The organism is Lysinibacillus alkalisoli (genome assembly GCF_014643595.1).
Lineage (GTDB): Bacteria > Bacillota > Bacilli > Bacillales_A > Planococcaceae > Metalysinibacillus > Metalysinibacillus alkalisoli.
This window is the reverse complement of record NZ_BMJT01000008.1, coordinates 24035-47940: the sequence shown is the minus strand read 5'-3', so window position 1 is coordinate 47940 and position 23906 is coordinate 24035. Positions and strand designations below refer to the sequence as shown.

Annotated in this window: 24 protein-coding genes; 3 read left to right on the top strand and 21 right to left on the bottom strand. The window is 37.0% G+C overall.

From position 1 onward, the window contains the following. Nucleotide 1 precedes the first annotated feature (1 nt). Together IEW44_RS12080 and IEW44_RS12075 are read right to left on the bottom strand one after the other, a co-directional pair. Nucleotides 2-925, bottom strand: coding sequence for a Gfo/Idh/MocA family protein (locus IEW44_RS12080; protein ID WP_188615309.1), 924 nt, complete (start codon nucleotides 923-925; stop codon nucleotides 2-4). A gap of 250 nt (nucleotides 926-1175) precedes the next feature. Beyond that, entirely contained in the window at nucleotides 1176-2054 is an 879-nt protein-coding gene (locus IEW44_RS12075; RefSeq protein ID WP_188615308.1) for a radical SAM/SPASM domain-containing protein, read from the bottom strand. Nucleotides 2055-2241: 187 nt separating this feature from the next. Between IEW44_RS12075 and IEW44_RS12070 the strand changes: the two genes are divergently transcribed. Then, nucleotides 2242-2766: an ECF transporter S component gene (locus IEW44_RS12070; RefSeq protein WP_188615424.1), complete on the top strand. Its 525-nt coding sequence runs from the start codon at nucleotides 2242-2244 to the stop codon at nucleotides 2764-2766. A gap of 49 nt (nucleotides 2767-2815) precedes the next feature. Here IEW44_RS12070 and IEW44_RS12065 read toward each other — a convergent pair whose 3' ends face one another. From IEW44_RS12065 to IEW44_RS12055, 3 genes are all read right to left on the bottom strand, one after another. After that, nucleotides 2816-4342 carry a malate:quinone oxidoreductase gene (locus tag IEW44_RS12065; protein ID WP_268236380.1) on the bottom strand — a complete coding sequence of 509 codons (1527 nt, stop codon included), beginning with the start codon at nucleotides 4340-4342 and terminating at the stop codon, nucleotides 2816-2818. A 492-nt stretch (nucleotides 4343-4834) separates the two neighbouring features. Further along, nucleotides 4835-5473: an NUDIX hydrolase gene (locus IEW44_RS12060; RefSeq protein ID WP_188615306.1), complete on the bottom strand. Its 639-nt coding sequence runs from the start codon at nucleotides 5471-5473 to the stop codon at nucleotides 4835-4837. Nucleotides 5474-5660: 187 nt separating this feature from the next. Next, nucleotides 5661-6008 (bottom strand): Na-translocating system protein MpsC family protein, encoded by a 348-nt coding sequence (locus IEW44_RS12055; protein WP_188615305.1) that lies wholly within the window; start codon nucleotides 6006-6008, stop codon nucleotides 5661-5663. Between the two features lie 182 nt (nucleotides 6009-6190). On the opposite strand from IEW44_RS12055, the gene IEW44_RS12050 reads away from it, so the two are divergent. Then, the gene (locus IEW44_RS12050; protein ID WP_188615304.1) at nucleotides 6191-6799 is read left to right on the top strand and encodes a trimeric intracellular cation channel family protein; all 609 of its coding nucleotides are present in this window, start codon (nucleotides 6191-6193) and stop codon (nucleotides 6797-6799) included. A gap of 41 nt (nucleotides 6800-6840) precedes the next feature. Here the strand turns inward: IEW44_RS12050 and IEW44_RS12045 are convergent, their stop codons facing one another. The 11 genes from IEW44_RS12045 to yycF all read right to left on the bottom strand — a co-directional run bounded on the left by IEW44_RS12045 (nucleotide 6841) and on the right by yycF (nucleotide 16598). After that, a complete protein-coding gene (locus IEW44_RS12045) occupies nucleotides 6841-7158 on the bottom strand; it encodes a cupin domain-containing protein (protein ID WP_188615303.1) in 318 nt (105 codons plus the stop codon). A gap of 12 nt (nucleotides 7159-7170) precedes the next feature. Next, nucleotides 7171-8169 (bottom strand): ABC transporter substrate-binding protein, encoded by a 999-nt coding sequence (locus IEW44_RS12040; RefSeq protein WP_188615302.1) that lies wholly within the window; start codon nucleotides 8167-8169, stop codon nucleotides 7171-7173. Nucleotides 8170-8337: 168 nt separating this feature from the next. Beyond that, nucleotides 8338-8523: a hypothetical protein gene (locus IEW44_RS12035; protein WP_188615301.1), complete on the bottom strand. Its 186-nt coding sequence runs from the start codon at nucleotides 8521-8523 to the stop codon at nucleotides 8338-8340. A 307-nt stretch (nucleotides 8524-8830) separates the two neighbouring features. Then, nucleotides 8831-9310 carry a 23S rRNA (pseudouridine(1915)-N(3))-methyltransferase RlmH gene (rlmH, locus tag IEW44_RS12030; RefSeq protein WP_188615300.1) on the bottom strand — a complete coding sequence of 160 codons (480 nt, stop codon included), beginning with the start codon at nucleotides 9308-9310 and terminating at the stop codon, nucleotides 8831-8833. Nucleotides 9311-9399: 89 nt separating this feature from the next. Further along, a complete protein-coding gene (locus IEW44_RS12025) occupies nucleotides 9400-9564 on the bottom strand; it encodes a CxxH/CxxC protein (protein ID WP_188615299.1) in 165 nt (54 codons plus the stop codon). 136 nt (nucleotides 9565-9700) lie between these two features. Next, nucleotides 9701-10972, bottom strand: coding sequence for a S1C family serine protease (locus tag IEW44_RS12020; protein WP_188615298.1), 1272 nt, complete (start codon nucleotides 10970-10972; stop codon nucleotides 9701-9703). Between the two features lie 152 nt (nucleotides 10973-11124). Continuing rightward, complete coding sequence (locus IEW44_RS12015; protein ID WP_188615297.1) at nucleotides 11125-11913, bottom strand: MBL fold metallo-hydrolase; 789 nt, start codon at nucleotides 11911-11913, stop codon at nucleotides 11125-11127. Nucleotides 11914-11919: 6 nt separating this feature from the next. Beyond that, nucleotides 11920-12717: a two-component system regulatory protein YycI gene (locus IEW44_RS12010; protein WP_188615296.1), complete on the bottom strand. Its 798-nt coding sequence runs from the start codon at nucleotides 12715-12717 to the stop codon at nucleotides 11920-11922. Beyond that, nucleotides 12704-14029, bottom strand: coding sequence for a YycH family regulatory protein (locus IEW44_RS12005; protein ID WP_229704239.1), 1326 nt, complete (start codon nucleotides 14027-14029; stop codon nucleotides 12704-12706). The genes IEW44_RS12010 and IEW44_RS12005 overlap by 14 nt, the downstream gene beginning before the upstream one ends. Then, on the bottom strand, nucleotides 14029-15885 hold the full coding sequence (gene walK / locus IEW44_RS12000; protein WP_188615294.1) for a cell wall metabolism sensor histidine kinase WalK: 1857 nt from the start codon (nucleotides 15883-15885) through the stop codon (nucleotides 14029-14031). Before walK ends, IEW44_RS12005 begins: the two co-directional genes overlap by 1 nt. Nucleotides 15886-15890: 5 nt before the next feature. Beyond that, nucleotides 15891-16598 (bottom strand): response regulator YycF, encoded by a 708-nt coding sequence (gene yycF, locus IEW44_RS11995; RefSeq protein WP_188615293.1) that lies wholly within the window; start codon nucleotides 16596-16598, stop codon nucleotides 15891-15893. Nucleotides 16599-16898: 300 nt separating this feature from the next. Between yycF and IEW44_RS11990 the strand changes: the two genes are divergently transcribed. Next, nucleotides 16899-17711: a YitT family protein gene (locus tag IEW44_RS11990; RefSeq protein ID WP_229704238.1), complete on the top strand. Its 813-nt coding sequence runs from the start codon at nucleotides 16899-16901 to the stop codon at nucleotides 17709-17711. 66 nt (nucleotides 17712-17777) lie between these two features. On the opposite strand, the gene IEW44_RS11985 is transcribed toward IEW44_RS11990, so the two are convergent. From IEW44_RS11985 to IEW44_RS11965, 5 genes are all read right to left on the bottom strand, one after another. Beyond that, nucleotides 17778-18338, bottom strand: a complete 561-nt coding sequence (locus IEW44_RS11985; protein WP_188615291.1) for a DNA-3-methyladenine glycosylase I — start codon at nucleotides 18336-18338, stop codon at nucleotides 17778-17780. Between the two features lie 53 nt (nucleotides 18339-18391). Next, complete coding sequence (locus IEW44_RS11980) at nucleotides 18392-19819, bottom strand: DASS family sodium-coupled anion symporter (protein WP_188615423.1); 1428 nt, start codon at nucleotides 19817-19819, stop codon at nucleotides 18392-18394. A 296-nt stretch (nucleotides 19820-20115) separates the two neighbouring features. Next, nucleotides 20116-21468 carry a replicative DNA helicase gene (dnaB, locus tag IEW44_RS11975; protein WP_188615290.1) on the bottom strand — a complete coding sequence of 451 codons (1353 nt, stop codon included), beginning with the start codon at nucleotides 21466-21468 and terminating at the stop codon, nucleotides 20116-20118. Nucleotides 21469-21474: 6 nt separating this feature from the next. Then, nucleotides 21475-21921 carry a 50S ribosomal protein L9 gene (gene rplI, locus IEW44_RS11970; RefSeq protein ID WP_188615289.1) on the bottom strand — a complete coding sequence of 149 codons (447 nt, stop codon included), beginning with the start codon at nucleotides 21919-21921 and terminating at the stop codon, nucleotides 21475-21477. Then, on the bottom strand, nucleotides 21918-23897 hold the full coding sequence (locus IEW44_RS11965; protein WP_188615288.1) for a DHH family phosphoesterase: 1980 nt from the start codon (nucleotides 23895-23897) through the stop codon (nucleotides 21918-21920). The genes rplI and IEW44_RS11965 overlap by 4 nt, the downstream gene beginning before the upstream one ends. Nucleotides 23898-23906 lie beyond the last annotated feature (9 nt).

The window sequence follows — 23906 nt, the reverse complement described above, 5'->3', positions numbered from 1 at the left end:
ATTAACCTTGCAGTAACTCATCAATCCAATGTTGAATTTTAGCACCTTCTGCAAAGGTGACTGTATTTTTTGCATGTATAATGGCATCCAATAATGAGTGATCCGTTGTGGTAGGCTCAATCTGCTGTTGCATGCCATCTCTATTAGTTACATAAATATCTGCCCAGTCTTGAATAGTAACATTTTGTTTTGTTCCATATATGGTATACGTAAGTTTTTCTTTGCCTGCTTGTTGAGTTATCGCATTACATAGTAATGGTATTTTTTGCACCATTCCAATTGCTACAGCAGCTGTCTCACATTGTGTTTCGTCTAGAGGATAATTGGTTTGATGTGCTGTGAATACAATATCTCCAAATAAATGATGGGTCAGTTGCAAATAATGCGGGAAGATTTCACGAATAAAGCCACCTTGTGCTCGTGTAGCAATCCATGGATTTTGTTGCCATGGTCTCGGCCACACAGGAAAATAAGCTTGAAACTCAATACGTAAAATGTCACCCAACTCACCTTGCGTGATTTTTTCTTTAAGCGTTTGCACAGCAGCGCTATACATCATAGGAAAGTGCATAGCTGTTTTCACCTGGTATTTGTCAGCTAACACAACCATTTGCTCGCCTTCCTTAGCATCATGTGCCAATGGTTTTTCACATAAAATATTAGAGCCGCGCTCGGCTACTTGTGCTGCTAACGCATAATGGCTCATAGGCGGCGTACCAATATAAACCCAATCAGCTTGTAAAGCTAATAAATCATGTAATGTAGCCATCTGATTTAATTGATACATACTTGCTACTGTTGTTAATCTTTCCTCATTCTCATCATATACGCCTACAATCTCACAAGTAGGATGTGCTTGTATTTGTTTAATAATACGTTCGCCCACCACGCCTGTACCAATAACGGCAAATGTTGTTTTTTTCATCGCTTTTCACCCTATCTCTTTGTAATACTAAAACATTATCATAACTAGCTGACTCACGTATGATTTTTTTGCGTTATTACACCATAAACCTGTATTAACTAATATTACTGTTACTTAATACAACTATAAATAGTAAAGCAAGCCATAACAAAAAACTAACGTACTAAACGTTGTATCAACAAAAAATTCGTTCTTTAAAACAAAAAAGGGGTAAAGAGAATTGTTACGATTCCCTTTACCACTTCCTCTTCTACTTGCCAAAACGTTGGCGATAGCCACACTTACGGCATAATTCCTCAACGGCTTCTCGGCGAGAAAAACCATCTACAATATTCGTAGCTCGCTCATTCGTAATAATCTCTGAAAAATCTTGTTGATTAATATTGCCGAGGTTAATGACACCTTCTCCGTCTAAACAACAAGGAATCACAGTACCGTCTGCTAAAATACCTGCTTGTGTACGTAAACCATAGCAAAAACCTTTCCCATCGTCTTCTTCCTCATGCAGAGCGGGCCATTTAAATTCATAATCTTGATTAATATAAACGCGATCTGCAATTTTAATCCCTGCTCCTGGTGCTACACGCTCTTCAATAAAATAATCTAAATCAAATGCCTGTTCAATCATCTCAAGCAACTCACGATTGCGCTGACGCTCTGCATTTGTTTTATTATCTTGAGTCAAATTCCATAAACGTAAGGATACGTATAAATTTGATTGGCTTGTGGCTTCTTTAACGAACGAGATAATCTCATTCACATAACCTGCCTTGTCTTTAGAACCAATATGCCCATCAAAGCTGTGCAATGAAAAATTAATTTGACGTAACGCAGGTTTACCTAATAATTTTTCTCTTTTCTTCTTAATGAGCGTACCATTCGTTGTAATATTTACTTTAAAACCTTTTTCATAACTAATATCTAATAAATCACCAATTTTAGGGTGCAGTAATGGTTCACCTTTTACATGTAAATAAATATAATCTGTAAATGGTTTGATTTGATCTAATCGTTTTGAAAAATCCTCTAAAGATAGAAATTGCTTAGCTCGCTCAGTAGGCGGGCAAAATACACAAGCCAAATTACAAACACTGGTCACTTCAATATAAAATTTTTTAAATTTTTTCACAAATATGCCTCGATTCTCTCCATATTCCTTTCTCTATTACATCACACTTTTAAGAAATTAACAGCATTTATCGTATCACTGACCCCTTAAAATTATCGCAAATTGGCACTTTTAAAACAATCAGTACTTTGCTACTGTTAGAAGCAATTCATAACGTAAAGGATGATGCATTGTGTCAACTCAAACAATGAAACCAACTACAGGAAAACGTGTATTAGATTTAACCATTACAGCAATGTGTATTGCCTTAGTCTTTATTGCAACCATGATGCTTAACATTAAATTACCGATTGCTGCAAATGGTGGGCTCGTACATTTGGGTACGGCTATGTTATTTATTTGTGCTATTTTATTTGGCCCTAAAAAAGGAGCTTCGGCTGGGGCTATTGGTATGGGGCTATTCGATATTGTTGCAGGTTGGACGTTGTGGGCGCCATTCACTTTTATCACACGTGGCGTTCAAGGATATATTGTCGGTAAGATCGCTTGGGGTAATGGGCGTGAAGGTAAACACGTTGGGTATAATGTGTTGGCGATGGTCGTCTCTGTGCCACCTATGTTATTAGGCTATTTTATTTGTGAAGGTATACTATTTAATAGTTGGATTATACCTTTAGCTTCTATACCAGGTGACCTTGTACAAAATGCTGCTGGTCTACTCATTGCTATTCCATTATGCACGATTTTAAAGCGCACACCTATTTTTAAATGATTGCCTATAAAAAAGTATCACCGCGTAAGCGCGATGATACTTTTATTTATTATGATAATGGTTGATCTAATTTTAATGTTTTAGCTGTTGCTTCATGTAATTCTTCTAAAAGTTCTGGATGGTCAGCTAGCTTTTTGCCATATGACGGTACCATTTCTTTTAATTTGCTTTCCCATTGTGGCATTTGCTCTGGGAAACATTTTCCGATTACATCAAACATTACTTTCACAGCTGTTGACGCACCTGGTGACGCGCCTAGAAGTGCTGCTACTGAGCCATCTTCTGCTGTTACTACTTCCGTACCAAATTGCAATGTACCTTTGCCGCCTTTGTCTGTGTCTTTAATAACTTGTACACGTTGGCCTGCAACGACTACATCCCAATCTTCTGCCTTAGCTGTTGGCACAAAGTCACGTAACTCTTCAATACGCTGATCTTTTGATAGCATTAATTGTTGTACTAAATACTTTGTTAGAGACATCTCTTTAGCGCCTGCCGCTAACATAGTAAAGACGTTGTTCGGTTTAACAGATGAAATTAAATCCATGTTTGAACCGGTCTTTAAAAACTTAGGTGAGAAACCAGCAAAAGGACCAAATAACAATGCACGTTTGTTATCAATGAAACGTGTATCTAAGTGAGGTACTGACATAGGTGGTGCACCCACTGCTGCCTTACCATACACTTTTGCATAATGTTTATTAACGACTTCTTCTTTATTACATACTAAGAATAAGCCGCTTACTGGGAAGCCACCAATATGTTTACTCTCAGGAATACCTGTTTTTTGTAATAGGTGTAAGCTACCGCCACCAGCACCTAGGAATGTAAAGTCTGCATTATGGTAAGCTAATTTACCATCACCACTCACTACTTTTACTTCCCAACGGCCATCTTCAGCACGTTTTACATCTTTAACTGTGCTATTGTACTGAATTTGAACACCTTGTTTTTCTAGGTTGTCAAATAACATACGTGTTAATGCACCAAAGTTAACATCTGTACCATAATCAATTTTTGTTGCTGCAATTGGCTCTGGTGATGTACGTCCATCCATAATAAGAGGGATCCATTCTTGTAATGTTGCCTCATCTTCAGCAAACTCCATACCTTTAAATAATGGGTGCGCTGACATAGCTGCATGACGACGACGTAAAAATTCTACGTTATCTGCTCCTTGTACCATACTCATATGTGGCAAAGGCATAATAAATTGTTCTGGATGATTTAATAAATTTTTCTCCACTAAATATGACCAGAATTGACGTGAAATTTGGAACTGTTCGTTAACATTTACCGCTTTAGAAATATCAACTGTGCCATCTTCTTTTTCAGATGTATAGTTTAATTCACATAATGCTGCGTGACCTGTACCAGCATTATTCCATTCGTTTGAGCTCTCTTCTCCAGCTTTATCGAGCTTTTCAAATACTTTAATAGTAATCGTTGGATCTAATTCTTTTAGAATTGTGCCTAATGTCGCACTCATGATTCCGGCACCAATCAAAATAACATCTTTTTTAGTTTCTTTGCTACTCATACTAACCTTCCCTTTATTAAGATTTGCAGAAAGGATGTAGGCGCTTTCTATAATCACCTTAAATAAAGCGCGACAAAGTCACACCTTTTCTGTATCAATTATAACCTTATTATAGTGTACCATAATTATTTATCTAGTAAAATATAGACAACATATAGCTTAGTTGTAAGGTATTTTTAGTTTGTAAAAACTTGATAACTTTATTGCCATTGTCATTACACATTTAAAAGTAAAATCAACACTTTTTTGTTGTTCATGTAAACATAAAGAACGCCATCTCCATATTATTGAAAAAACAAGTTATCCTTTTTATTATGTTAATATACTTTTAACATCTTTTACATGCCGTTTACATTTTCTCGCTCATGCACTATAAGCAACTTTTTTCGTTACATTACGCTCGAATATCCTATTAATTCACTATTTTTAAGCTTTTTATGAGAATAAGCCTATTAGTTAAGCGCTTTCATGTTAATTAATCATCAAAAAGAAAAAGAATGCCTACAGTGTAGACATCTCTCTTCGCACTCATTGCCTGACAGGAATATCACGCACTTGTAACAACTCAATAAAGTACTTTAATATGCGTGCTGTTGCTCCCCAAATCGTATAGTGCTCATACTCATAAAACCACTCTTCTACCGTGCGTGTACGCCATTTATATTTCTGTCCATTAGCAATCTTATGAAACGGAAAATCCTCATTCGGTGTTGGGGCAATGTCCACCTCATGCATATATGGTTCATGGGATAATAACCACTCCAACGGCACTGTGAACAATTCCTCTACTTCGTCTTTATTGTAATTAGGTAATGGATAGTCATGCAATATCCCCACGAAAGGATAAATGACAAATGATGGCGATGTAATAAATGGACTTAAATTACCTATAACCTCAACATCATTCATCGCAATGCCCAATTCCTCATGTGCTTCTCTTATAGCTGCTACTTTTGGCGATTCATCTGTATCATCAATATGCCCTCCTGGAAAGCTAATATCTCCTGGTTGCTTTCGCATGCTGAATGCACGCACTTGAAACAATACATGCCATGCTTGATTTATCTTAACAAGTGGGATTAATACTGCTGCACGAAAAGCATTTTCCTCTCCGATAAAATAAGGTTGTGCTTGTGCTAGTTGATGTGTAAAATCCTCCTTCATCATACGACCCCTCATCTCTTTTCTTTTATCGTATCATGTGGAGGAAAAATCACCTATTAATTACTGTTTAACGTACTATCAATTGGCATACTGTTTCACTAGAGAGTTTGCATTTTATAATAAGACTAGCCAATGTCTTTTAGTCAATGAGCTTCACTGCATCATATATTCTTAAATTTGTATGGCCGTTTTATTTGTCGATATTTTTTTCAAAGATAAATACGGACACCGCCATATCTTCTTCTACTTTGGCATCAGTGAAAAGATGTCGCATTTTAGAGCCTACTAACTGCTCCATCCCTTCTGGCACTGCATCTTTATATACATCTTGTATCATTTGTGTGCGTGCATTGTGAATCATTTTTTTGCCATCATCTGATTGCATCATAAATTTTTCCGTCGGTGTCAAAATGCCATACATTGTTGTCACTGCCATATTCTCAATAAAATGTGTATGAATACGTTCAGGCCCTTTGCCATAAATCTCTTTACGCATCTTACGAACAATATCGTTAAATGCCGTTTCTTTTTTACCCATATGACTACCTCCCCTTGTGATTTCGTTGCAACTAGTATACTATTTTGTATAATAAAAATTATATGTATTTATGGAATGGTACATTAGTAGGTATTGCTAATGAATTACTCCACTGCGAGACCTTTGTTTAAGGAGGTTTTGTAGTGGAGTTTTTTTATTGGCTATCGAAAGGAGAATGAGGATTGGCTTGGACGATTTTGCATATGATTGGTCTATTATCTTATGCAGCAACAGGCGCTTTTGTTGCGCTAGAAACGCGTTATTCTTTTGTTGGCGTATATGCCCTTGGTTTTATTACAGCTTTTGGTGGCTCGGTTATTCGCAATATTATTATTGGTATACCAGTGGTGGAAATTTGGGAGGTACATGCTATTTTAACGGTGACTATTACATTAACGATTATTATCATTATTCCACTGTCTTGGATTGATCATTGGCGTCGTTTTGGCTTCTTTTTTGATTCGATTGGGTTAGCCTCTTTTGCCTTACAAGGTGCTATGTTAGCCGATGCTGCCTTCAATCATCATCTAGGCGCTATCCTATTAGCTGCAATGTTTACAGGCGTTGGTGGGGGTATGATGCGTGACGTTATTGCTGGTCGCAAACCACTGGCACTAAAAGAAGAGGTACATGCCATTTTAACGGTATTATGTGCACTCTGTATTTGGCTCGGCTTTCACTCTACGCCAGCATTAATTGGTGTGGTGATTGTAGTGGTGACACTGCGTATGTTGGCTGTCCATTATCAATGGCGTGTACCATTACCTTGTCATCGCGAGGTCGATAAATAAAAAACATTGCACGACATATGCTGCGCAATGTTTTTTAGTACTTACACTTGTCTTTTTGGTTCCACTAACATGACGTGACATTCTTTTTCTGTAAATGGTTTATGTCCTCCAGTGCCTGGTACAATAAACATTTCACCTTGACTAATCTTCACTTGACCATCTGTAAATTCAATAAACATTTCACCTTCAAGCACAATAAACACTTTATCGGCACCTTCATGCTCATGCCATACAAAGTCGCCATTTAATTTGATGAGTTTAAATTCAAAACCGTGAATCTCACCAACTACTTCTGGTGACCACATCGCTGTAATTTGTGCTAAACGTTCATTCATATTAATCGGTGTATATGTTGTCATATTGCACACTCCTTATTTTGTATTCTGTAAAGCTGTGATCATATTGTCTAATGCATATTGAATGGCTAACGGACCTGCTGTTAAAGCGGAGGTATCCATCATATAGACATTGTCTTTTTGTACCGCATTTAAATTATTCCACACTTGACTCTCTTCAATATCTTGAATTAATTTATCCTTTTTTGTAATATCGCCAATCAAAAAGATATGGTCTGCTGTGATGGATGAAATTCCTTCAAACGAAGCAAATTCATCTGAAGTACCTGTAAAGCCATCATCTGGTGTTAACCCTAGGCCGCGTTCCTTATCAAAAGCTAACGTATAGATTGGACTATCTTCACCTAGCACATTAAATGTTTTACCATCCCATGACACAATTAAAGCAATGGACTCCTCTTTAAATTTAGCCAAATCAGTGCGACCAATACTAATATCACTCATCATCTGTTCAATTACTGCTTCGGCTTTATCTTCTTTGCCAATAACTTTAGCTACTTCTCGTAAACCATACTGCCAATCGTTAAAAATATCTGCTGAATTAAGTGTCACAACAGGGGCTACTTTTACAAGGGCATCGTAAATCTTTTGTTGATGTTCTGTCGCCAAAATAATATCCGGTTGCGTACTTAATAATTTTTCAATATCTGGAGCTGTTTTTTCACCAAGTTCTTCTGTGGTATCTAACTTACCTTCTAAATAACTAAGTGTTGATAAAAACTCTTTCTCTGTCGTACCTACTGGTGTCTCATCTAACGCGGCTAAAATCTCTGGATAGAAAAACCACAACGACGCTAAACGCTCAGGCTGCTGTTCAATCACGATCTCTTTACCTAATCCATCCGTATATGTTCTAGGCCACTCTGCTGTTTCAATTGAAGTTGCCGTAGCCTTCTTCTGTTCCGTTGTCTCATTTACTTGCTCTTCTTTATCTTTAACAGCCTCTTTACCGCAGCCTGTCAATACAACCATCAGTAACAACACACACATCAAAAAACCTTTGTGTTTAAACATCCAAAACGCCTCCAACCTTTTATTTCTTAATGATGACACTAGTATAATCAAGCCCGTTAAAGATGAGAATGGATGCCTGTTGAAAAACACATGGATTATTGATGAATCTACAAAAAAGAAAAAAGTGGTAAAGGGAGCTATTGATTATCCCTTTACCACTTTTCATGACTATTTTTGTTCTAGCTCCTGATACGCTCTCATATACGCACCTTCATCTGCCACATGTGAATGATATAACGCTTTTACCGCAAAGTTCTTTTCTAGACCCATTTCCGATTTTAACTTTTTCATTTCATCATGCAATTCTCTATGCTGATTAATCAGCTTCAACATTGTTGCTTTATTGTAGCGCATCTCACTCATCCTTTTCTTTTAATACTATAGGATGATAGGCGATGTTTCAAATGAGAAAATTTAATTTGTGGTATGGTTCTCAGCGATAGAGCTAAACTTGGTTTTTTATATAATCTTTTATCTATTAGTAAAGCTAGACTCCAAGAAACTTGTGAGTGCTGAAACTTTATCTTCTGTACTTTTTTGGTAGTCATTAACTCCACTTTGAGTTAATGGTGCTTTCTCTTTAATTAATTGGATTTTTTTTTGCTAATGTAACAAACATTTTCTTGTAAATGGCTAATACTTCATCTATCAAAAGTTGCACTCACTTATGGTACGGTTCTCCTTTAATAATTCTAAAGCTACGGTAGATTTGCTCGATTAGGACGAGTTTCATGAGTTGGTGAGGGAGTGTCATTTTGCCGAAGGATTGTTGTTCATTAGCTCGTTGTAATACACTATCATGTAAGCCTAGTGAGCCGCCAATCACGAAGGCTATTTTGCTTTTGCCATACGTCATAAGTGCATTGAGGTCGGCTGCCATTTGCTCCGATGTTTTCATCTTGCCATCAATAGCAAGCGCAATGACATGCATGTCTGGTGAGATTTTGGCTAAAATGCGCGTGCCTTCTTGCTGTTTGACTTGTTCCATCTCGGCTTCGCTTAATTGCTCAGGTGCTTTCTCATCTGGTACTTCTACTAATTGGACTTTAGCATAGCTTGATAGCCGTTTAGTATATTCTTCAATGCCCATTTTTAAGTACTTTTCTTTTAGTTTGCCTACCGTTATAATGGTTATGTTCACATGTTATCCACCTTTTTATTCCATTTACAAACAAGTTATCCACAGAAGTTATCCACATATCAACAAAATAAACTATATGTTGTGTAAAGTTATTTACTTGATACTATATATATTGCAAGCGCTTCACAATATTCGCATGTTGTGGATAAGTTTTCTTCCTCATTTATTTTTTCCATAATTGGAAAGTCTTCTTGTTCTGCCACGAAAAGGTCTAAAGCTTGTCCTATATGTGTTTCACAGCTATATTTTTTCATTATTTTCACTCCTTTATTTTCTGAAATTTTCCACAAAGTTATACACTTTTTATCCACAACCATTGTAACAAACAAAAAAAGAGTAGGAAAGATGGGATTTATTCTTTCCTACTTTTGGGATAAAGTTATCCACAAATTATAATGTACGCTCTGCTTCTAACTTCATTTTTACTGTTTCCAGTTTACCTTGACGATACACTTTCATTTCTAACTCATCGCCCACTTTTTTCTCTGTATATAAGTGCTTGCGTAAATCCGCTGCGTTTTGAATTTCTTTACCATCCATCTCAACAATAATATCATATTGTTGCACGCCACCTTTAGCTGCAGATGATTCGCGTACTACATCTGAAACTACTACACCTGTTGTAAGGTCTTCAGGTACCTTTAATGTTTCTTTTTGATAATATGCTGGGATGTTTGTTAAATCAGTAAGTGATACACCTAGCACTGGACGCTCTACTTTGCCGCTTTGTTCTAATTCTTCAATGATTGGAAGTGCTGAATTAATTGGGATAGCAAAACCTAAGCCCTCTACCTTTTCAGTGGCAATTTTCATAGAGTTAATACCAATTAAATCACCTTTAATATTAACTAATGCGCCCCCACTATTACCAGGGTTAATTGCGGCATCTGTTTGTAATACTTCTTGTGTCCAATCTACAACACCGTCGTTATTGAAATCAATTGGCATAGAACGATTAATGCCTGAAACAATACCTTGAGTGACAGAGCCATAGAAATCTAAACCTAATGGGTTACCAATTGCGATAACAGGTTCACCTTGTTTTAACGCGTCTGAGTCACCAAATTCAGCAACTGTAGAAATATCTTTAGCATCTACTGCGATAACAGCTAAGTCGGTCCACATATCTTCACCTAATACCTCGGCTTCTTTTTTTGTACCGTCTTTTAATGTCACTTCAAGACGCTCTGCCCCGTCAATTACATGAAAGTTTGTCACAATAAAAGCTTTACCCTTATCTACTTTATAAATAACGCCAGAGCCTGCACCTGCTTCTTGTTCACCTGCTTGTTGTGACCAGAAGTTTGAGACCTTTTGAATATTAGTAATGCCTACAACGGCATCAGATGCTTTATCAACTGCTGCGGTAACGTCGCTATTAACTGATGTTGAAACTTGCTCTGATTTAATACTTGTTTTATTCGTTGTTGGTATATCGTTGGCATCTGTCATAGCTGGTGTAACGATGAACCACACAAGTAATGCACCTACCATTACACCCATTAAACCTGTAAAGAAGTAGCCCCAAGGTGCTTTTGATTTTTTAGGCTTACGTTTACGTAATTCCTCGTCTTTAGCTAATTGCTCTTGTAAACGAGATTGATATGGTGATGGTGTTTCATGTTCATCACGTCGATTGTCATCATAAGGATTCATAACCATCTTCCTCTCTATTTATTAACTTAACTTTATCTTACCCACTAAACATTAAAATTAGATGAAAATTAGTTAAAAGTAACCAAAATATTATCTTTATATTTTTTCATAAAAAAATGCTTGGAGCGTACATGCCCTCCAAGCATAGATCATAATTATTAGACCGTCACTAATGGCGTAGGTTCATTAGCATCTGTATCATGTAAATGCACATACTCCCCTACAATAACATCACAAGACTTTAGTGTCTGGGTGACGCTCATTCTTGCCAAATCTTTCATGTTATTATCCTTACTTAAATGTGCTAAATAAATTTGCGTTTGCTTTTCAGCAATCACTTCGCTCATAGCAACAGCAGCATCTTCATTCGATACATGCCCTAAATCACTTAATATACGACGTTTCGTTGACCACGGATAACCACACATTTGCAACATGCCAACATCATGATTACTCTCAAAGACATAAGCATCAGAGGCAGCAATCATACCTTTCATGCGGTCACTCACATAGCCCGTGTCCGTAATGACGGTTAACTTACGGCCATCTTCTTGAAAAGTATAAAACATAGGGTCAACGGCGTCATGTGACACCGCAAAAGAACTAATATCGATAGAGCCAAATGTTCGAGTAGTCTCCATATTAAAATGGTAACGTAAATCACTCGGAATCTCGCCGATATGAGGTGACATCGCTTGCCATGTTTTTTCATTTGCGTACACTGGAATCTGATAACGTCTAGCTAAAACACCTACACCTTTAATATGGTCGCTATGCTCATGCGTTACGAGTATTCCATTTAATTGTTTGGCACTACGATCGATTTTAGCAAATAACTCTTCCATTTTTTTGCCGCTTAAGCCGACATCTACAATAAATGATTGTTCATCATTTTCTACATAAATGGCGTTACCAGTACTGCCGCTTGCCAAAACACTAAAACGCATAACCAATCACTCTTCTTTCTGTTCTTTCAAATCTACTACTTTTCCTTCTAAACTATTATTCACAAAGTGCGTTTCAGTTGTGCCATTAGGTAGTTTTAAACGAATCTCCCATGTCGGTACGAGCACTTGTCTTTCTGTAGCAGGAGCAAGTGTTGAGTAGCCTAGTTTCATATGAACAATTTTCATTTCAGGTCGTAAAATTCCTTTATCATATAAAGCACGCACGACTTGAGTTTCAGGCATTACACTATCACTCTGCTCTAAATTTTTAATGCTTTCTAATTTGGTTTGTTCGTATACAACGATCTCATCTTTTTCGTTCCAAAAAACGTCTAATGTACCGTATTTATTATAATAAATGGTGCGATTTTTCACACGTTGAAAAAATTTAGCACGACGCTCTTCACGGTCAATCTCCCACAATACATACTCGGAACCTTTATAAATATTCTCTGTCACAAAATCTTTAAGACTAGTTCCATCCATATTCGTTAATTTAACCGGTTTGTCAAATGTGCTGCGGATTTTGTTATCCCCAATGTTACGCACATCTTGATTTTGTAGCCCTAATGTTTGTTCACGAAAATTCGTCAAGTCTGCTGAAATATAGGCTATCTCAGCAGGTGTATTAGAAAATGGTGGGTGCGTAATCTTATCATCCTTTAATCTAGTCTCGATGGACTTCTCACCAATTTCGACAACATTTTGTGCTTCATTATAACGTTCTGTATAGAGAGAGTATAAGAAGATATTCATCACTAAAAAGACCAGGATAAAGATCGACTTCGTTTTATTCCAATCCAATGAAATCGCCTCCTATACTACTATCCGTTATACGTTGTGCTTCATTATTTGTCACGACATACCATGCAGGTTCTAAAACGAGCAGTTGTTTCTCTTCATCGCGCGTTAAATCATAACCAATCCTTATATCGTCTACTTCTGAAAACACAATATCTTTATATTGCTGTACCTGCTGTACAATCTCAACACCTGATGGTAATGTACGTGCATCATTTGCAGATGTAAAGTCAATGTCTAAAGAATAGTAGGGACGGTCATAACGGAAAATACGCTTTTGTCCCCAAGTTGTGGATATGTCAGTAGCAATCGTATCACTAAATACAGGATAGCCTTGTAAATATAATTGGTAATTCACGCGACTTGTTTCTGGTGAGATAGAGGTTAAACGGTAATCTGCTGTCAACCCGCCATGCTCATTAATAAATTCAAAACTTTTGTCCATTAATTCGGTTGCTGTCATAATCGTACGACTCCCCGCTGCTGGATACACATAATTAATAGCACGACGGTAAGTATCTACTGTCATCAATCCCATACCATCCGTATATTTTTCATTCCCCACGTCATCTACATTACGTTGTACGATGCTTGGTTTTGTAAATAAAATATTTTTAAATGAATTAGGTGAAATATCGTCAGTATAATATTTATACTGTAAGGCTTCTACAGGTTCTTCTGGCACGTATAAAGATGTTGTAGCTGTGCGCTCGATTTCTCTGTAGTCAGCAAAACGATTGGACGGTTCAATTAACTTATCATAAAAGGTTGTAGCATCAATTAATGTCACTTGTGCACGATGCATGACGCTATTACTCGCACTAATAAAAAATAATTGTAATTGATTATCTTTATACGACTTCCAATCAATAATTAGGCTATCAAAAGTTGTTTCAGGCATTTCATTTTCCGAACTTAAAAATGTTTTATTGAAGACTGAGAACGGTACAGGCCCTGAAAAATCCACCGTAATACGCTGGTTATCACGAATTAAATTATTTAATCGCGCTGCAGATAAATTAGGCTCTCTTTCTTCAATACGCATATCCTGCCAATTGCGGAAAGAATCTAATACATCATTCATCATTGATGGGTTGAATGTACCTTTAAACTCATCATTTTGTCGGTAAAGCAATTTCGCAGGTTTAATGACACTTTCAACATTCTTTTTTTTACCAATCTCAGTAATATTATTAGCCGTTTGTTCAATTGATTTATAGTCTGGCGTATACGTCCATATAATAAAAGTAAGCACAATACTTGACGTTACTAATAAAAATAAGAGTAAGGATTTGGCTTGTTCAATATATTTCATCAAACCCAATCACCATCCTCGAAAATTTGTGTCTCATATGGCAATGTGAAGAAAATAGTTGTTCCTTGTCCTTCCTCACTTTCCGCCCAAATTTTACCGCCATGTGCCTCGATCATATCTCGAGCGATCGCAAGCCCTAACCCCGTGCCACCCATAGAGCGTGCACGCGCTCGGTCTACTCGATAAAAACGGTCGAAAATGCGCTCCACATTTTCTTTTGGTATCCCCATACCATCGTCTGAAACCATCACTTTTAACATCGTATCTTGCACTGTCATGCCAAAACGAATATTCCCGCCATCTGGCGAATATTTTAAAGCGTTGGAAATAATATTATCAATCACTTGTGTCAATTTATCGGTATCAACATCTACATAGTATGACTCTTCAGGAATCAGACGTGTAAAGGTAACATTTTGCGATTTTGACATTTCAAAACGATCAATAATACGATTAAAGAATTTATTAAAGACAATACACTCTTTATTCAATTCGTACTCTTGACTATCCATACGTGATAATTGCAATAAATCATTCACTAAACGAATCATGCGCTCTGTTTCTGTTTGTGTGACATCTAAAAAGGCAGGTGCAATATTTTCATCACGCCATGCTCCGTCAGCTAATGCCTCAAGATAACTGCGCATAGTCGTTAATGGCGTACGTAATTCATGCGATACATTGGACACAAACTCTCTGCGTTCCATATCAATTTTCTCTTGTTCAGTAATATCATGAAGTACGGTAATTAACCCATTAACAAAGCCTGTTTCCTTTTGTGTGACAGAAAACATTGCTCGTAAAATATAAGGCTTTTCATCTGTACTAAAGTCTAAATTTAATGGCTCTTTCATATGGATTAAATCTTCAAACGTATAATCATAATTTTGTTCAATACCTAATACCGTTGTAATGGGACGGCCGATTGTTTCCTCATGGCTAGAAGATAATAGTTTAAGAGCAGGCTCATTAATGAGTACAATATAGCCTTTACGATCTGTTGCGATAACGCCATCTGTCATATTACTCATAACAGATGTTAATTTGCGTCGCTCCGACTCCGTTGTCTCTTGTGACTCTTTTAAGCGATTAGTTAAATGGTTAAAAGCAATGGCAAGTTGCCCAATTTCGTCAGAGCCATAGACACGCACTTTACGTGAGAAGTTCCCTCTAGACATGGCTTGAGCTTGTTTTCGCATATCTGAGATAGGTCGTGTAATCGTTCTAGCAATCAATATTCCTAATATGACTGTAATACCGAGCGAAATAGCTGTCCCTATCGCGAATATACTATTAATTTCACTTAATTGTTTAAAAACACGTTCAATATCTGCCTCAATATAAATAGCACCAATGACATCGCCATCTTCACCATTTGGCCCTATCCCTTCACGTATTGGCTTAACAAATACCCACATGCGATTGTTGGTTTGTTTGTCCAGCGAGATGGTGTCAAATTGAGACTCTGTTGAAATAGACCGCCGCACTAAATCAATCGTCGTACGTTGCCCTACTTGGTTTTGACTATTTCCTTCCGATGTAGCAATAATTTGATTATGCGCATCAATGACTTGTACGCGAGAAATATCATCTGTGGCAAACTCTCGCAAAATAGGACTTAATACATTTTCGAGTTTTGGCATGCTCTCGTCACGTTCTTTAAGCATCTCTTCTCGAATATTATATTGTACAAGTTCCGAACGTTGTTTAATGGACTCTTTAAAGTTTTTCTTTAAATTATCTTCCAGTCCTTTAGAAAAATACAATCCAATGATTTGTAATGCTAATAAAATCAGCAAAATATAAATCAAAACGACTTTAACATGTACAGATTTAAAAAAGCTTACTTTATCCATGTAGCTTACTCCTGTTCAGGGTTTCGTAAATAGTAACCAACACCGCGTCTTGTTACAATCCAAGAAGGATGACTAGGGTTATCTTCAATTTTCTCTCGCAAACGACGAATGGTCACATCAACTGTTCTCACATCACCAAAATAATCGTAGCCCCATACAGTTTGCAATAAATGCTCACGTGTCATTACTTGACCAATATGTTTTGATAAATAATGTAATAATTCAAACTCACGATGTGTTAGTTCAATATTTTCATCTCGTTTTTTCACCAAATAAGCTTCAGGTTGAATAACTAATGAGCCTACGACAATATCTGTTGTTGGCGCCTCTTCTTCTGGTGCATTTTGTGTTTGCAAACGACGCATATTTGCTTTGACACGCGCAATCAGTTCACGTGTACTAAATGGTTTTGTTACGTAATCGTCTGCTCCCATCTCTAACCCTAATACTTTGTCAATTTCTGAACCTTTTGCGGTTAACATTATAATAGGAAAGTCGTGCTTCTTACGGATTTCGCGACATACTTCCATACCATCACGTTTTGGTAACATAATATCTAATAACATTAAGTCTGGTTGAACTTCTTCTACCTTCTCTAATGCCTCTTCTCCATCATAGGCACAAATGACATGATAACCTTCTTTTTGTAAGTTAAATTGCAAAATATCTGCAATTGGCTTTTCATCATCTACTACTAAAATTGTCTTTTCCATAGATTTCTCCTCCAAATATTCATAATATCTATAAGAATCAATGATTATTGTATTTTTCCCTACTCTTTACTGTATCATGCTTTATCCGCATTTGCATACTTTCACAATGTGTTATTTCCCGAGAAATAAAGCAAATCTCGTATCTATTAGGATTTTTTGCTTTTTACTTTGTTCATAGTTAGGTAAAATTATAGTGATATGGATTTAAAGGAGAGATGCAATGTGACAGAAACAGCAGTAAATGCCCCCAGAAAGAAAAGTCATAAGACTTCTAGATTAATCTTCATAAAGCGTATTCTTATGGTAATGATTGGTGCCTCCATCATGGCAGTAGGTTTAGAATTATTTTTAGTACCTAACCAAATTATGGATGGTGGTATTGTAGGTATCTCTATTATTTCTTCCCACCTTTTATCACTACCACTCGGTTTATTTATCTTCGTTTTAAATATTCCCTTTATCTTTCTTGGCTACAAACAACTTGGTAAAACCTTCGCAATTTTAACAGGGATTGGGATTACCACGTTATCTTTAGTCACTATCGGCTTACATAACTTAGAACCCTTTACAACAGACCCTTTGTTAGCCACTGCTTTTGGCGGTATTGTATTAGGTCTTGGTGTAGGTACAGTGATTAGGTATGGTGGCTCATTAGATGGCACAGAAATTTTAGCTATCTTATTCAACCGCAAATTACCTTTCTCTGTGGGTGAAATCGTAATGGTGATGAATATTATTATCTTCTCAGCAGCTGGCTTTATCTTCTCATGGCAACAAGCGATGTATTCTATTTTAGCGTATTATATTGCTTCTAAAATGATTGATGTTGTCATTCAAGGTTTAGAGGAGTCAAAATCGGTTTATATCATTAGTGATGAGATTGACGAAATTGGACAAGCTATTATGGACCGCCTTGGACGTGGTGTTACTTATTTACATGGGGAAGGCGCGTATACAGGCGATGACAAGAAAGTAATATTCACCGTCATTACACGTATTGAAGAATCCAAATTAAAAACCATTGTAGAAGAATACGACCCAAATGCCTTCCTAGCCATCGGTAATATTGCTGAGGTGAGCGGTGGGCGCTTTAAAAAGAAAGATATCCATTAATAAAAAGCCATTTTCGTCCTTTTAAACGAAAATGGCTTTTATCATTTCTTATCTGAAACTGTAATTTTACTTTTCTTGTCTGCATACGCAATCTAATGTATGATCATTTACCATACCAACAGCTTGCATAAATGAATAGCAAATCGTGCTCCCAACAAATTTAAAGCCATCTTTCTTCAATTGCTTACTCATTTTATCACTGATTTCTGTCGTAACAGGTACTTCTGCTATTGTTGTGAACTCATTAATAATAGGTTGATGATTCACAAACGACCATATATATTTTGAAAAACTCCCATACTGTTCTTCAATACGCAAGTACGCCTTAGCGTTTGTTACTACACTAGCGATCTTTAATTTATTACGAATAATGCTTTCATCCTCTTTAAGCGAGGCTAATTTTTCATCTGTGTATTGGACAATTTTATTCACATCGAAATTATCAAAAGCAAGACGATAGCCCTCTCTTTTTTGCAGCACTGTCCACCAACTTAATCCAGCCTGTGCTCCTTCTAAACATAACATTTCAAATAATTTTTGATCATCATATAATGGCACTCCCCACTCATGATCATGGTACGCTACATATAATGGCTCATTCAGTTTTACCCAAGCACAACGCTTCATCTCAACACTCCTTACAAACATATATTCGTATTATATACTGGTGATATGAAACTTTACAATAAGCCAATCCATTGCCAATAGGTTGCACTAAATAATAAAATGAGTAAATAACCAATGATCGTAAGGGGCACTCCCGTTTTAACAAAATCTTTTACAGAGAAAGCACCTGTCCCGTAAGCTAACATATTTTGCGGAGCACTTACTGGAAGTAAAAAGCCAAAGCTAATAACAAATTGTTGAATTAACACAAAACCTACGGGATTGACATCTGACTGTAATGTTGTAGCTAATGCTAGCACAATAGGGATCAGCGCTGAAGCTAAACTGGTTGCACTTGCGAAACCTAAATGAATAATAATATTAAATAGAGATAACAAAGCAATAGTTGCTAACAATGGCATACTGTCTAATCCCATCAAACCGAATACTTTACTAGATAACCATTGTGCACTATTTGTGGATAACAATACTGTACCTAATGTAATCCCTACAGCAAACACTATAATTGTCCCCCATGGAATTAACTTCTCCACTTGCTCCCATGTAAACACTCCTATTTTAGGTGTTAACAATATCGCCACGGCTACCAATGTAACAGTTGTTGAATCAAAGGGGTGTACAATCGACTCTGTCGACCAAAAGAATAACAATAACACTGAAATGATAATTAAGCGAATTTCACTTTTATGTAGTGGGCCTAATTCTTTTAAGCTATCATTCACAACCGTAATGCCACTTGTTAAATTGGTGGTCTCTGGTTTAATCACTTTCAACATAACAAAATAAAGTACTACTGACATTAGCACAGCCCAAGGTGCCGCATACATAAACCATTCACCCCATGCTACACTTACCTTAAATTCTTTACTAATAAAATCTAAGGCAACCATGTTTTGCGCTGCTGCTGTTTTGATGCCCACATTCCAAATCGAAATAGATTGTACAGCAGTAATAATTAATAGCGCACCCAACCTACTGTTTACAGGTAATTTAAATGCCGCAATCATACCTAATAAGATGGGCACGATAGCTCCTGCCCTTGCTGTTGCACTTGGCACAAAGAAAGCTAAAATAATGGATACAATAATTGTCCCAAAAACAATAGCTCCTGGTTTTGGGCCTACTTTAGATAAGATATACAACGCCAAGCGCTTATGTAAATTTGTTGCCTGCATAGCTGCTGCTAAAAATAATGCACCTGCTACTAATGCTACGGCAGGGCTTGCAAAGCCACTCAATACCATTTTGAGTGCTCCTTCAGTTGTTAATAACGCATCGGGATTGTCTAGACTTGGGGACAAACCGAGTAAAATCGTTAATATCGCTACGATCATAGCGGAACTTACAGGATAACTGACAGCCTCTGTCATCCATAAAATAATCGCAAAAGCTAGCACAGCTAGTGTACGATGCCCCATAAGAGATAATCCTTCAGGTGTAGGCAATAACAATATGCCAATTAATACAACAAAAGCTAACATAATGAAAAATGGCTTCAAATTTCGTTTTTTTTCTGCCAATAGTATCTCCTCCCTTTTATTACCTTACCTTCTTTTCCAAACAAACATGCATTTTTTACAAAAAATATAAAAAATCTTTGGAAACTCGTCACATATACAAGTAAGAGATTTGTAGAAAAATACTTCGAAACATTTATTTCTATTATCCCCAAGTTATTAACATATGAAGTGACTTATCCTCACAAAAAAATCAGCGAGCTGACTGATGTCAACTTGCTGATTTTCATTTTCTCATTTATGTCTCACTAGCCATCAACCTACATAGGAGGTGCTTCTGCATATTGATCGTAATCTGAGAATTTATTAAATTGTTTATTGAATGATAATGTAACCGTTCCTGTTGGGCCATTACGTTGCTTAGCCAAAATAATTTCGATCAAGTCACTGCTTTCAGATTCTTTGTCATAATAGTCATCACGGTATAAAAACGACACAATATCCGCATCTTGCTCAATACTTCCCGACTCACGTAAATCACTCATCATTGGTCTTTTATCTTGACGTTGCTCAACACCACGTGACAACTGCGATAACGCAATCACAGGCACTTTAAGTTCACGTGCCAACGCTTTCAATGAACGTGAAATCTCAGATACTTCTTGCTGTCTATTTTCGCCTGGTCGCCCACTGCCTTGGATTAATTGTAAATAATCTATTAAAATCATATCTAATCCTTTTTCTTGCGCTAAACGACGACACTTTGCACGAATTTCATTTACCCGAACACCTGGTGAATCATCAATATAAATTCCTGCCCTTGATAAGCTACCCATGGCTAACATTAAACGACGCCAGTCTAAGTCTTCTAATGCCCCTGTCCGTAGTCGCTGGGCATCGATCATACCTTCCGCGCATAACATACGCATTACCAGTTGGTCAGCGCCCATCTCCAAAGAAAAGATGGCGACATTTTGTTCGGCACGTACGGCAACATTTTGTGCAATATTCAATGCGAATGCTGTCTTACCCATCGAGGGACGCGCGGCAACAATAATTAAATCATTGCGCTGAAAGCCTGCTGTCATGCGATCTAAGTCCGCATAACCTGTTGGAATACCTGTCACTTCACCATTATTTTTATTCGTTAATTCAATATTTTTAAATGTCTCATATAATACGTTTTCAATATGTTTAAAGTCACCTGCATTACGACGATTGGCTACTTCCATAATCTTTCGCTCTGCTTCTGCCACTAACGTATCTACTTGGTCTTCATTAGCATAACTATCATCTATTAATTGTGTAGAAACGCGAATTAAACGCCTGAGCAAAGCTTTTTCGCTGACGATTTTAGCGTAGTGCACAACATTAGCTGCTGTAGGTACTGCATTGGCTAACTCCATTAAATAAGGTAGCCCACCTATCTCATCTAACTCTTTACGTGCCGCAAAATCTTCGCTCACTGTAATAACATCTATTGGCTTACCTGCATCACTTAAATCAAGCATCGTCTGAAAAATACGTTTATGTGCACTTTGATAAAAATCATCCGCCACTAAAATCTCAGATGCTGTAATTAAGGACTCAGATAGCAAAAAGACAGCACCTAATACAGATTGTTCTGCTTCTTTATTATGTGGAGGTACTCTTTCCATCATTGGCTCATTCATGTTTCATTACTCCTCAGTAACATGTACTTTTAATGTTGCACTCACATCATTGTGTAATTTAACAGGTACATTCGTAAATCCTAAGGCACGAATACCATCTGGTAACGTCATTTTGCGCTTATCCACTTTAATGCCATGCACTTTTTGTAAAGCTTCAGCAATTTGTTTGGTAGAAACAGAGCCAAATAAACGGCCACCTTCTCCTGATTTAGCTGTTAACTCGATAGTTAGTGCCTCTACACGTTCTTTTAATGCTTGAGCCTCTGCTAATTCCGCTTCTGCATTTTTTTCTTCTAATCGTTTTTGCCCTTGTAACTGCGACATTACTTGTGCGTTTGCCTCAGCTGCATAACCATTTTTGATTAAGAAGTTTTGTGCATAACCATCGGCTACATTTTTCACTTCACCTTTTTTACCTTTACCTTTTACATCTTTTAAAAATACTACTCTCATTGTTCTATACTCCCTTCAACTACATCACTAATTGCTTGTTTTAAACGTTCTTTAGCCTCTTTAATCGAGCCAACATTCATTTGACAGGCTGCATTGGTTAAATGCCCTCCGCCTCCTAGTCTTTCCATTACTAATTGTACATTAATATCACTTAGAGAACGTGCACTTATTCCTATCATACCATCTGCTCTATGTGCAATCACGAAAGAGGCGCTAACATCTTTCATTGTTAATAAAATATCAGCAGTCTGTGCAATTAATACTGAGTTATACACACGCTGTTCCTCACCAGTAGCAATGGCAATCCCTGGTCGATAGAACTCTACACTTTGTACAATTTTAGAACGCTCAATATACGTATCCACATCTTCTTTTAAAAAGCGTTGGACAAGTATCGTATCTGCTCCTTTGGCACGAAGATAAGAAGCTGCGTCAAAGGTACGTGAGCCTGTGCGTAAAGTAAAACTCTTAGTATCCACAATAATACCTGCCAATAAAGCCGTTGCCTCTAACATATTTAAGGGATGATTAGCTGGTTGATATTCTAAAAGTTCAGTTACCAACTCTGCTGTGGAAGATGCATACGGCTCCATGTAAACAAGCACAGGATTTTCAATAAAATCTTCACTGCGTCGATGATGATCAATTACAACCACTTTTTCCGCTTGTTTAACAATTCGTGGATCAATCACCATGCTCGGCTTATGTGTATCAACCACTATAACTAACGATTGGTCTGTCATACGTTCTAATACCGCTTCTGGGGCTAGAAAACTATCGTAAAAGGATGATTTATGCTCAATCTCATCCATGAGACGTGATACACTGCCATTTAACTCGTCAAAATCAAGTACAATGAAGCCTTCAATATTATTCTTCTCAGCCATTTTTCTGACACCAATCGATGCACCAATAGAGTCCATATCAGGATTGGCGTGCCCCATGATGAATACTTGGTCACTCTCTTGAATTAAATCTCTAAGTGCATGTGAAATCACCCTTGCCCTTACACGTGTACGCTTTTCAATCGGATTTGTTTTGCCACCATAAAAACGTAACTTACCACTTGGTCTTTTAATCGCCACTTGGTCTCCGCCTCTACCTAAAGCCAAGTCTAGCCCCGATTGAGCGAGTATACCTAGTTCCATTAACGATGTTGAGCCTTCTCCTATACCTATACTAAGCGTTAAAGACAAACTCTTTTTAGCTGTCCGTTCTCTAATCGTATCTAAAACGGCAAACTTTTTCTGTTCGAGACGGTGTAAAATACGCTCATTTAGCACCGCAATAAAACGATCCGACGAAATACGCTTTACAAAAATATCATGCTCTGCTGCCCAACTATTAATAATAGAAGTGATTAACGTATTTGTTAATCCTCTTTTTTGATCATCCATCGGTTGTGTTAAATCATCGTAATTATCAATTAACAAAATACCGATAACCGTACGATCAGCGTAATATTTCTTTTCATACGCTACACGCTCTGTCACATCAAAAAAGTATAGTAAATGTTCATGAGATTTATACATGACATTATATTTGCGATCATGTAGTGGCAGGGTTAATTCAAACATTTCATCTTCTTTAGTTTGTACCATTGCCAATAAATCTTCTGATAGCATGCTAAGTTCTTCACCTACAAGTGCATCGCGATGAAGAATTTTTAACATATACGGGTTTGCCCACTCAATACGATAGTCTTCACCAATTAATATGATACCTATAGGTAGTTCAAGCAGTACCTCTTCACCAACATTTTCGACACGATAAGACAATGCTTCAATATGTTTTTCTGTATCTATGTAGGTATCGCGCTCGATTTTAAATAAATAAAAAATAACAATGCTAAGGCCTACAGCACATATTATAGCAAGTGATATATGCCACATACTTAATGCAATAACAATGAGTATGCTAAATATTATTAACGCAAAAAGAGGGTAACGGAGCGACCTTTTACGATAATCTCCCATTACATCGCC

Excerpts from the sequence above, each read along its gene's own strand:
- IEW44_RS12080 (WP_188615309.1), bottom strand. The coding sequence starts at position 925 with ATGAAAAAAACAACATTTGCCGTTATTGGTACAGGCGTGGTGGGCGAA.
- IEW44_RS12070 (WP_188615424.1), top strand. The coding sequence starts at position 2,242 with ATGAAACCAACTACAGGAAAACGTGTATTAGATTTAACCATTACAGCA.
- IEW44_RS12060 (WP_188615306.1), bottom strand. The coding sequence starts at position 5,473 with ATGATGAAGGAGGATTTTACACATCAACTAGCACAAGCACAACCTTAT.
- IEW44_RS12055 (WP_188615305.1), bottom strand. The coding sequence starts at position 6,008 with ATGGGTAAAAAAGAAACGGCATTTAACGATATTGTTCGTAAGATGCGT.
- IEW44_RS12045 (WP_188615303.1), bottom strand. The coding sequence starts at position 7,158 with ATGACAACATATACACCGATTAATATGAATGAACGTTTAGCACAAATT.
- IEW44_RS12040 (WP_188615302.1), bottom strand. The coding sequence starts at position 8,169 with ATGTTTAAACACAAAGGTTTTTTGATGTGTGTGTTGTTACTGATGGTT.
- IEW44_RS12035 (WP_188615301.1), bottom strand. The coding sequence starts at position 8,523 with ATGCGCTACAATAAAGCAACAATGTTGAAGCTGATTAATCAGCATAGA.
- IEW44_RS12025 (WP_188615299.1), bottom strand. The coding sequence starts at position 9,564 with ATGAAAAAATATAGCTGTGAAACACATATAGGACAAGCTTTAGACCTT.
- IEW44_RS12020 (WP_188615298.1), bottom strand. The coding sequence starts at position 10,972 with ATGGTTATGAATCCTTATGATGACAATCGACGTGATGAACATGAAACA.
- IEW44_RS12015 (WP_188615297.1), bottom strand. The coding sequence starts at position 11,913 with ATGCGTTTTAGTGTTTTGGCAAGCGGCAGTACTGGTAACGCCATTTAT.
- IEW44_RS12005 (WP_229704239.1), bottom strand. The coding sequence starts at position 14,029 with ATGAAATATATTGAACAAGCCAAATCCTTACTCTTATTTTTATTAGTA.
- walK (WP_188615294.1), bottom strand. The coding sequence starts at position 15,885 with ATGGATAAAGTAAGCTTTTTTAAATCTGTACATGTTAAAGTCGTTTTG.
- yycF (WP_188615293.1), bottom strand. The coding sequence starts at position 16,598 with ATGGAAAAGACAATTTTAGTAGTAGATGATGAAAAGCCAATTGCAGAT.
- IEW44_RS11990 (WP_229704238.1), top strand. The coding sequence starts at position 16,899 with ATGGTAATGATTGGTGCCTCCATCATGGCAGTAGGTTTAGAATTATTT.
- IEW44_RS11985 (WP_188615291.1), bottom strand. The coding sequence starts at position 18,338 with ATGAAGCGTTGTGCTTGGGTAAAACTGAATGAGCCATTATATGTAGCG.
- IEW44_RS11980 (WP_188615423.1), bottom strand. The coding sequence starts at position 19,819 with ATGTTAGCTTTTGTTGTATTAATTGGCATATTGTTATTGCCTACACCT.
- dnaB (WP_188615290.1), bottom strand. The coding sequence starts at position 21,468 with ATGAATGAGCCAATGATGGAAAGAGTACCTCCACATAATAAAGAAGCA.
- rplI (WP_188615289.1), bottom strand. The coding sequence starts at position 21,921 with ATGAGAGTAGTATTTTTAAAAGATGTAAAAGGTAAAGGTAAAAAAGGT.
- IEW44_RS11965 (WP_188615288.1), bottom strand. The coding sequence starts at position 23,897 with ATGGGAGATTATCGTAAAAGGTCGCTCCGTTACCCTCTTTTTGCGTTA.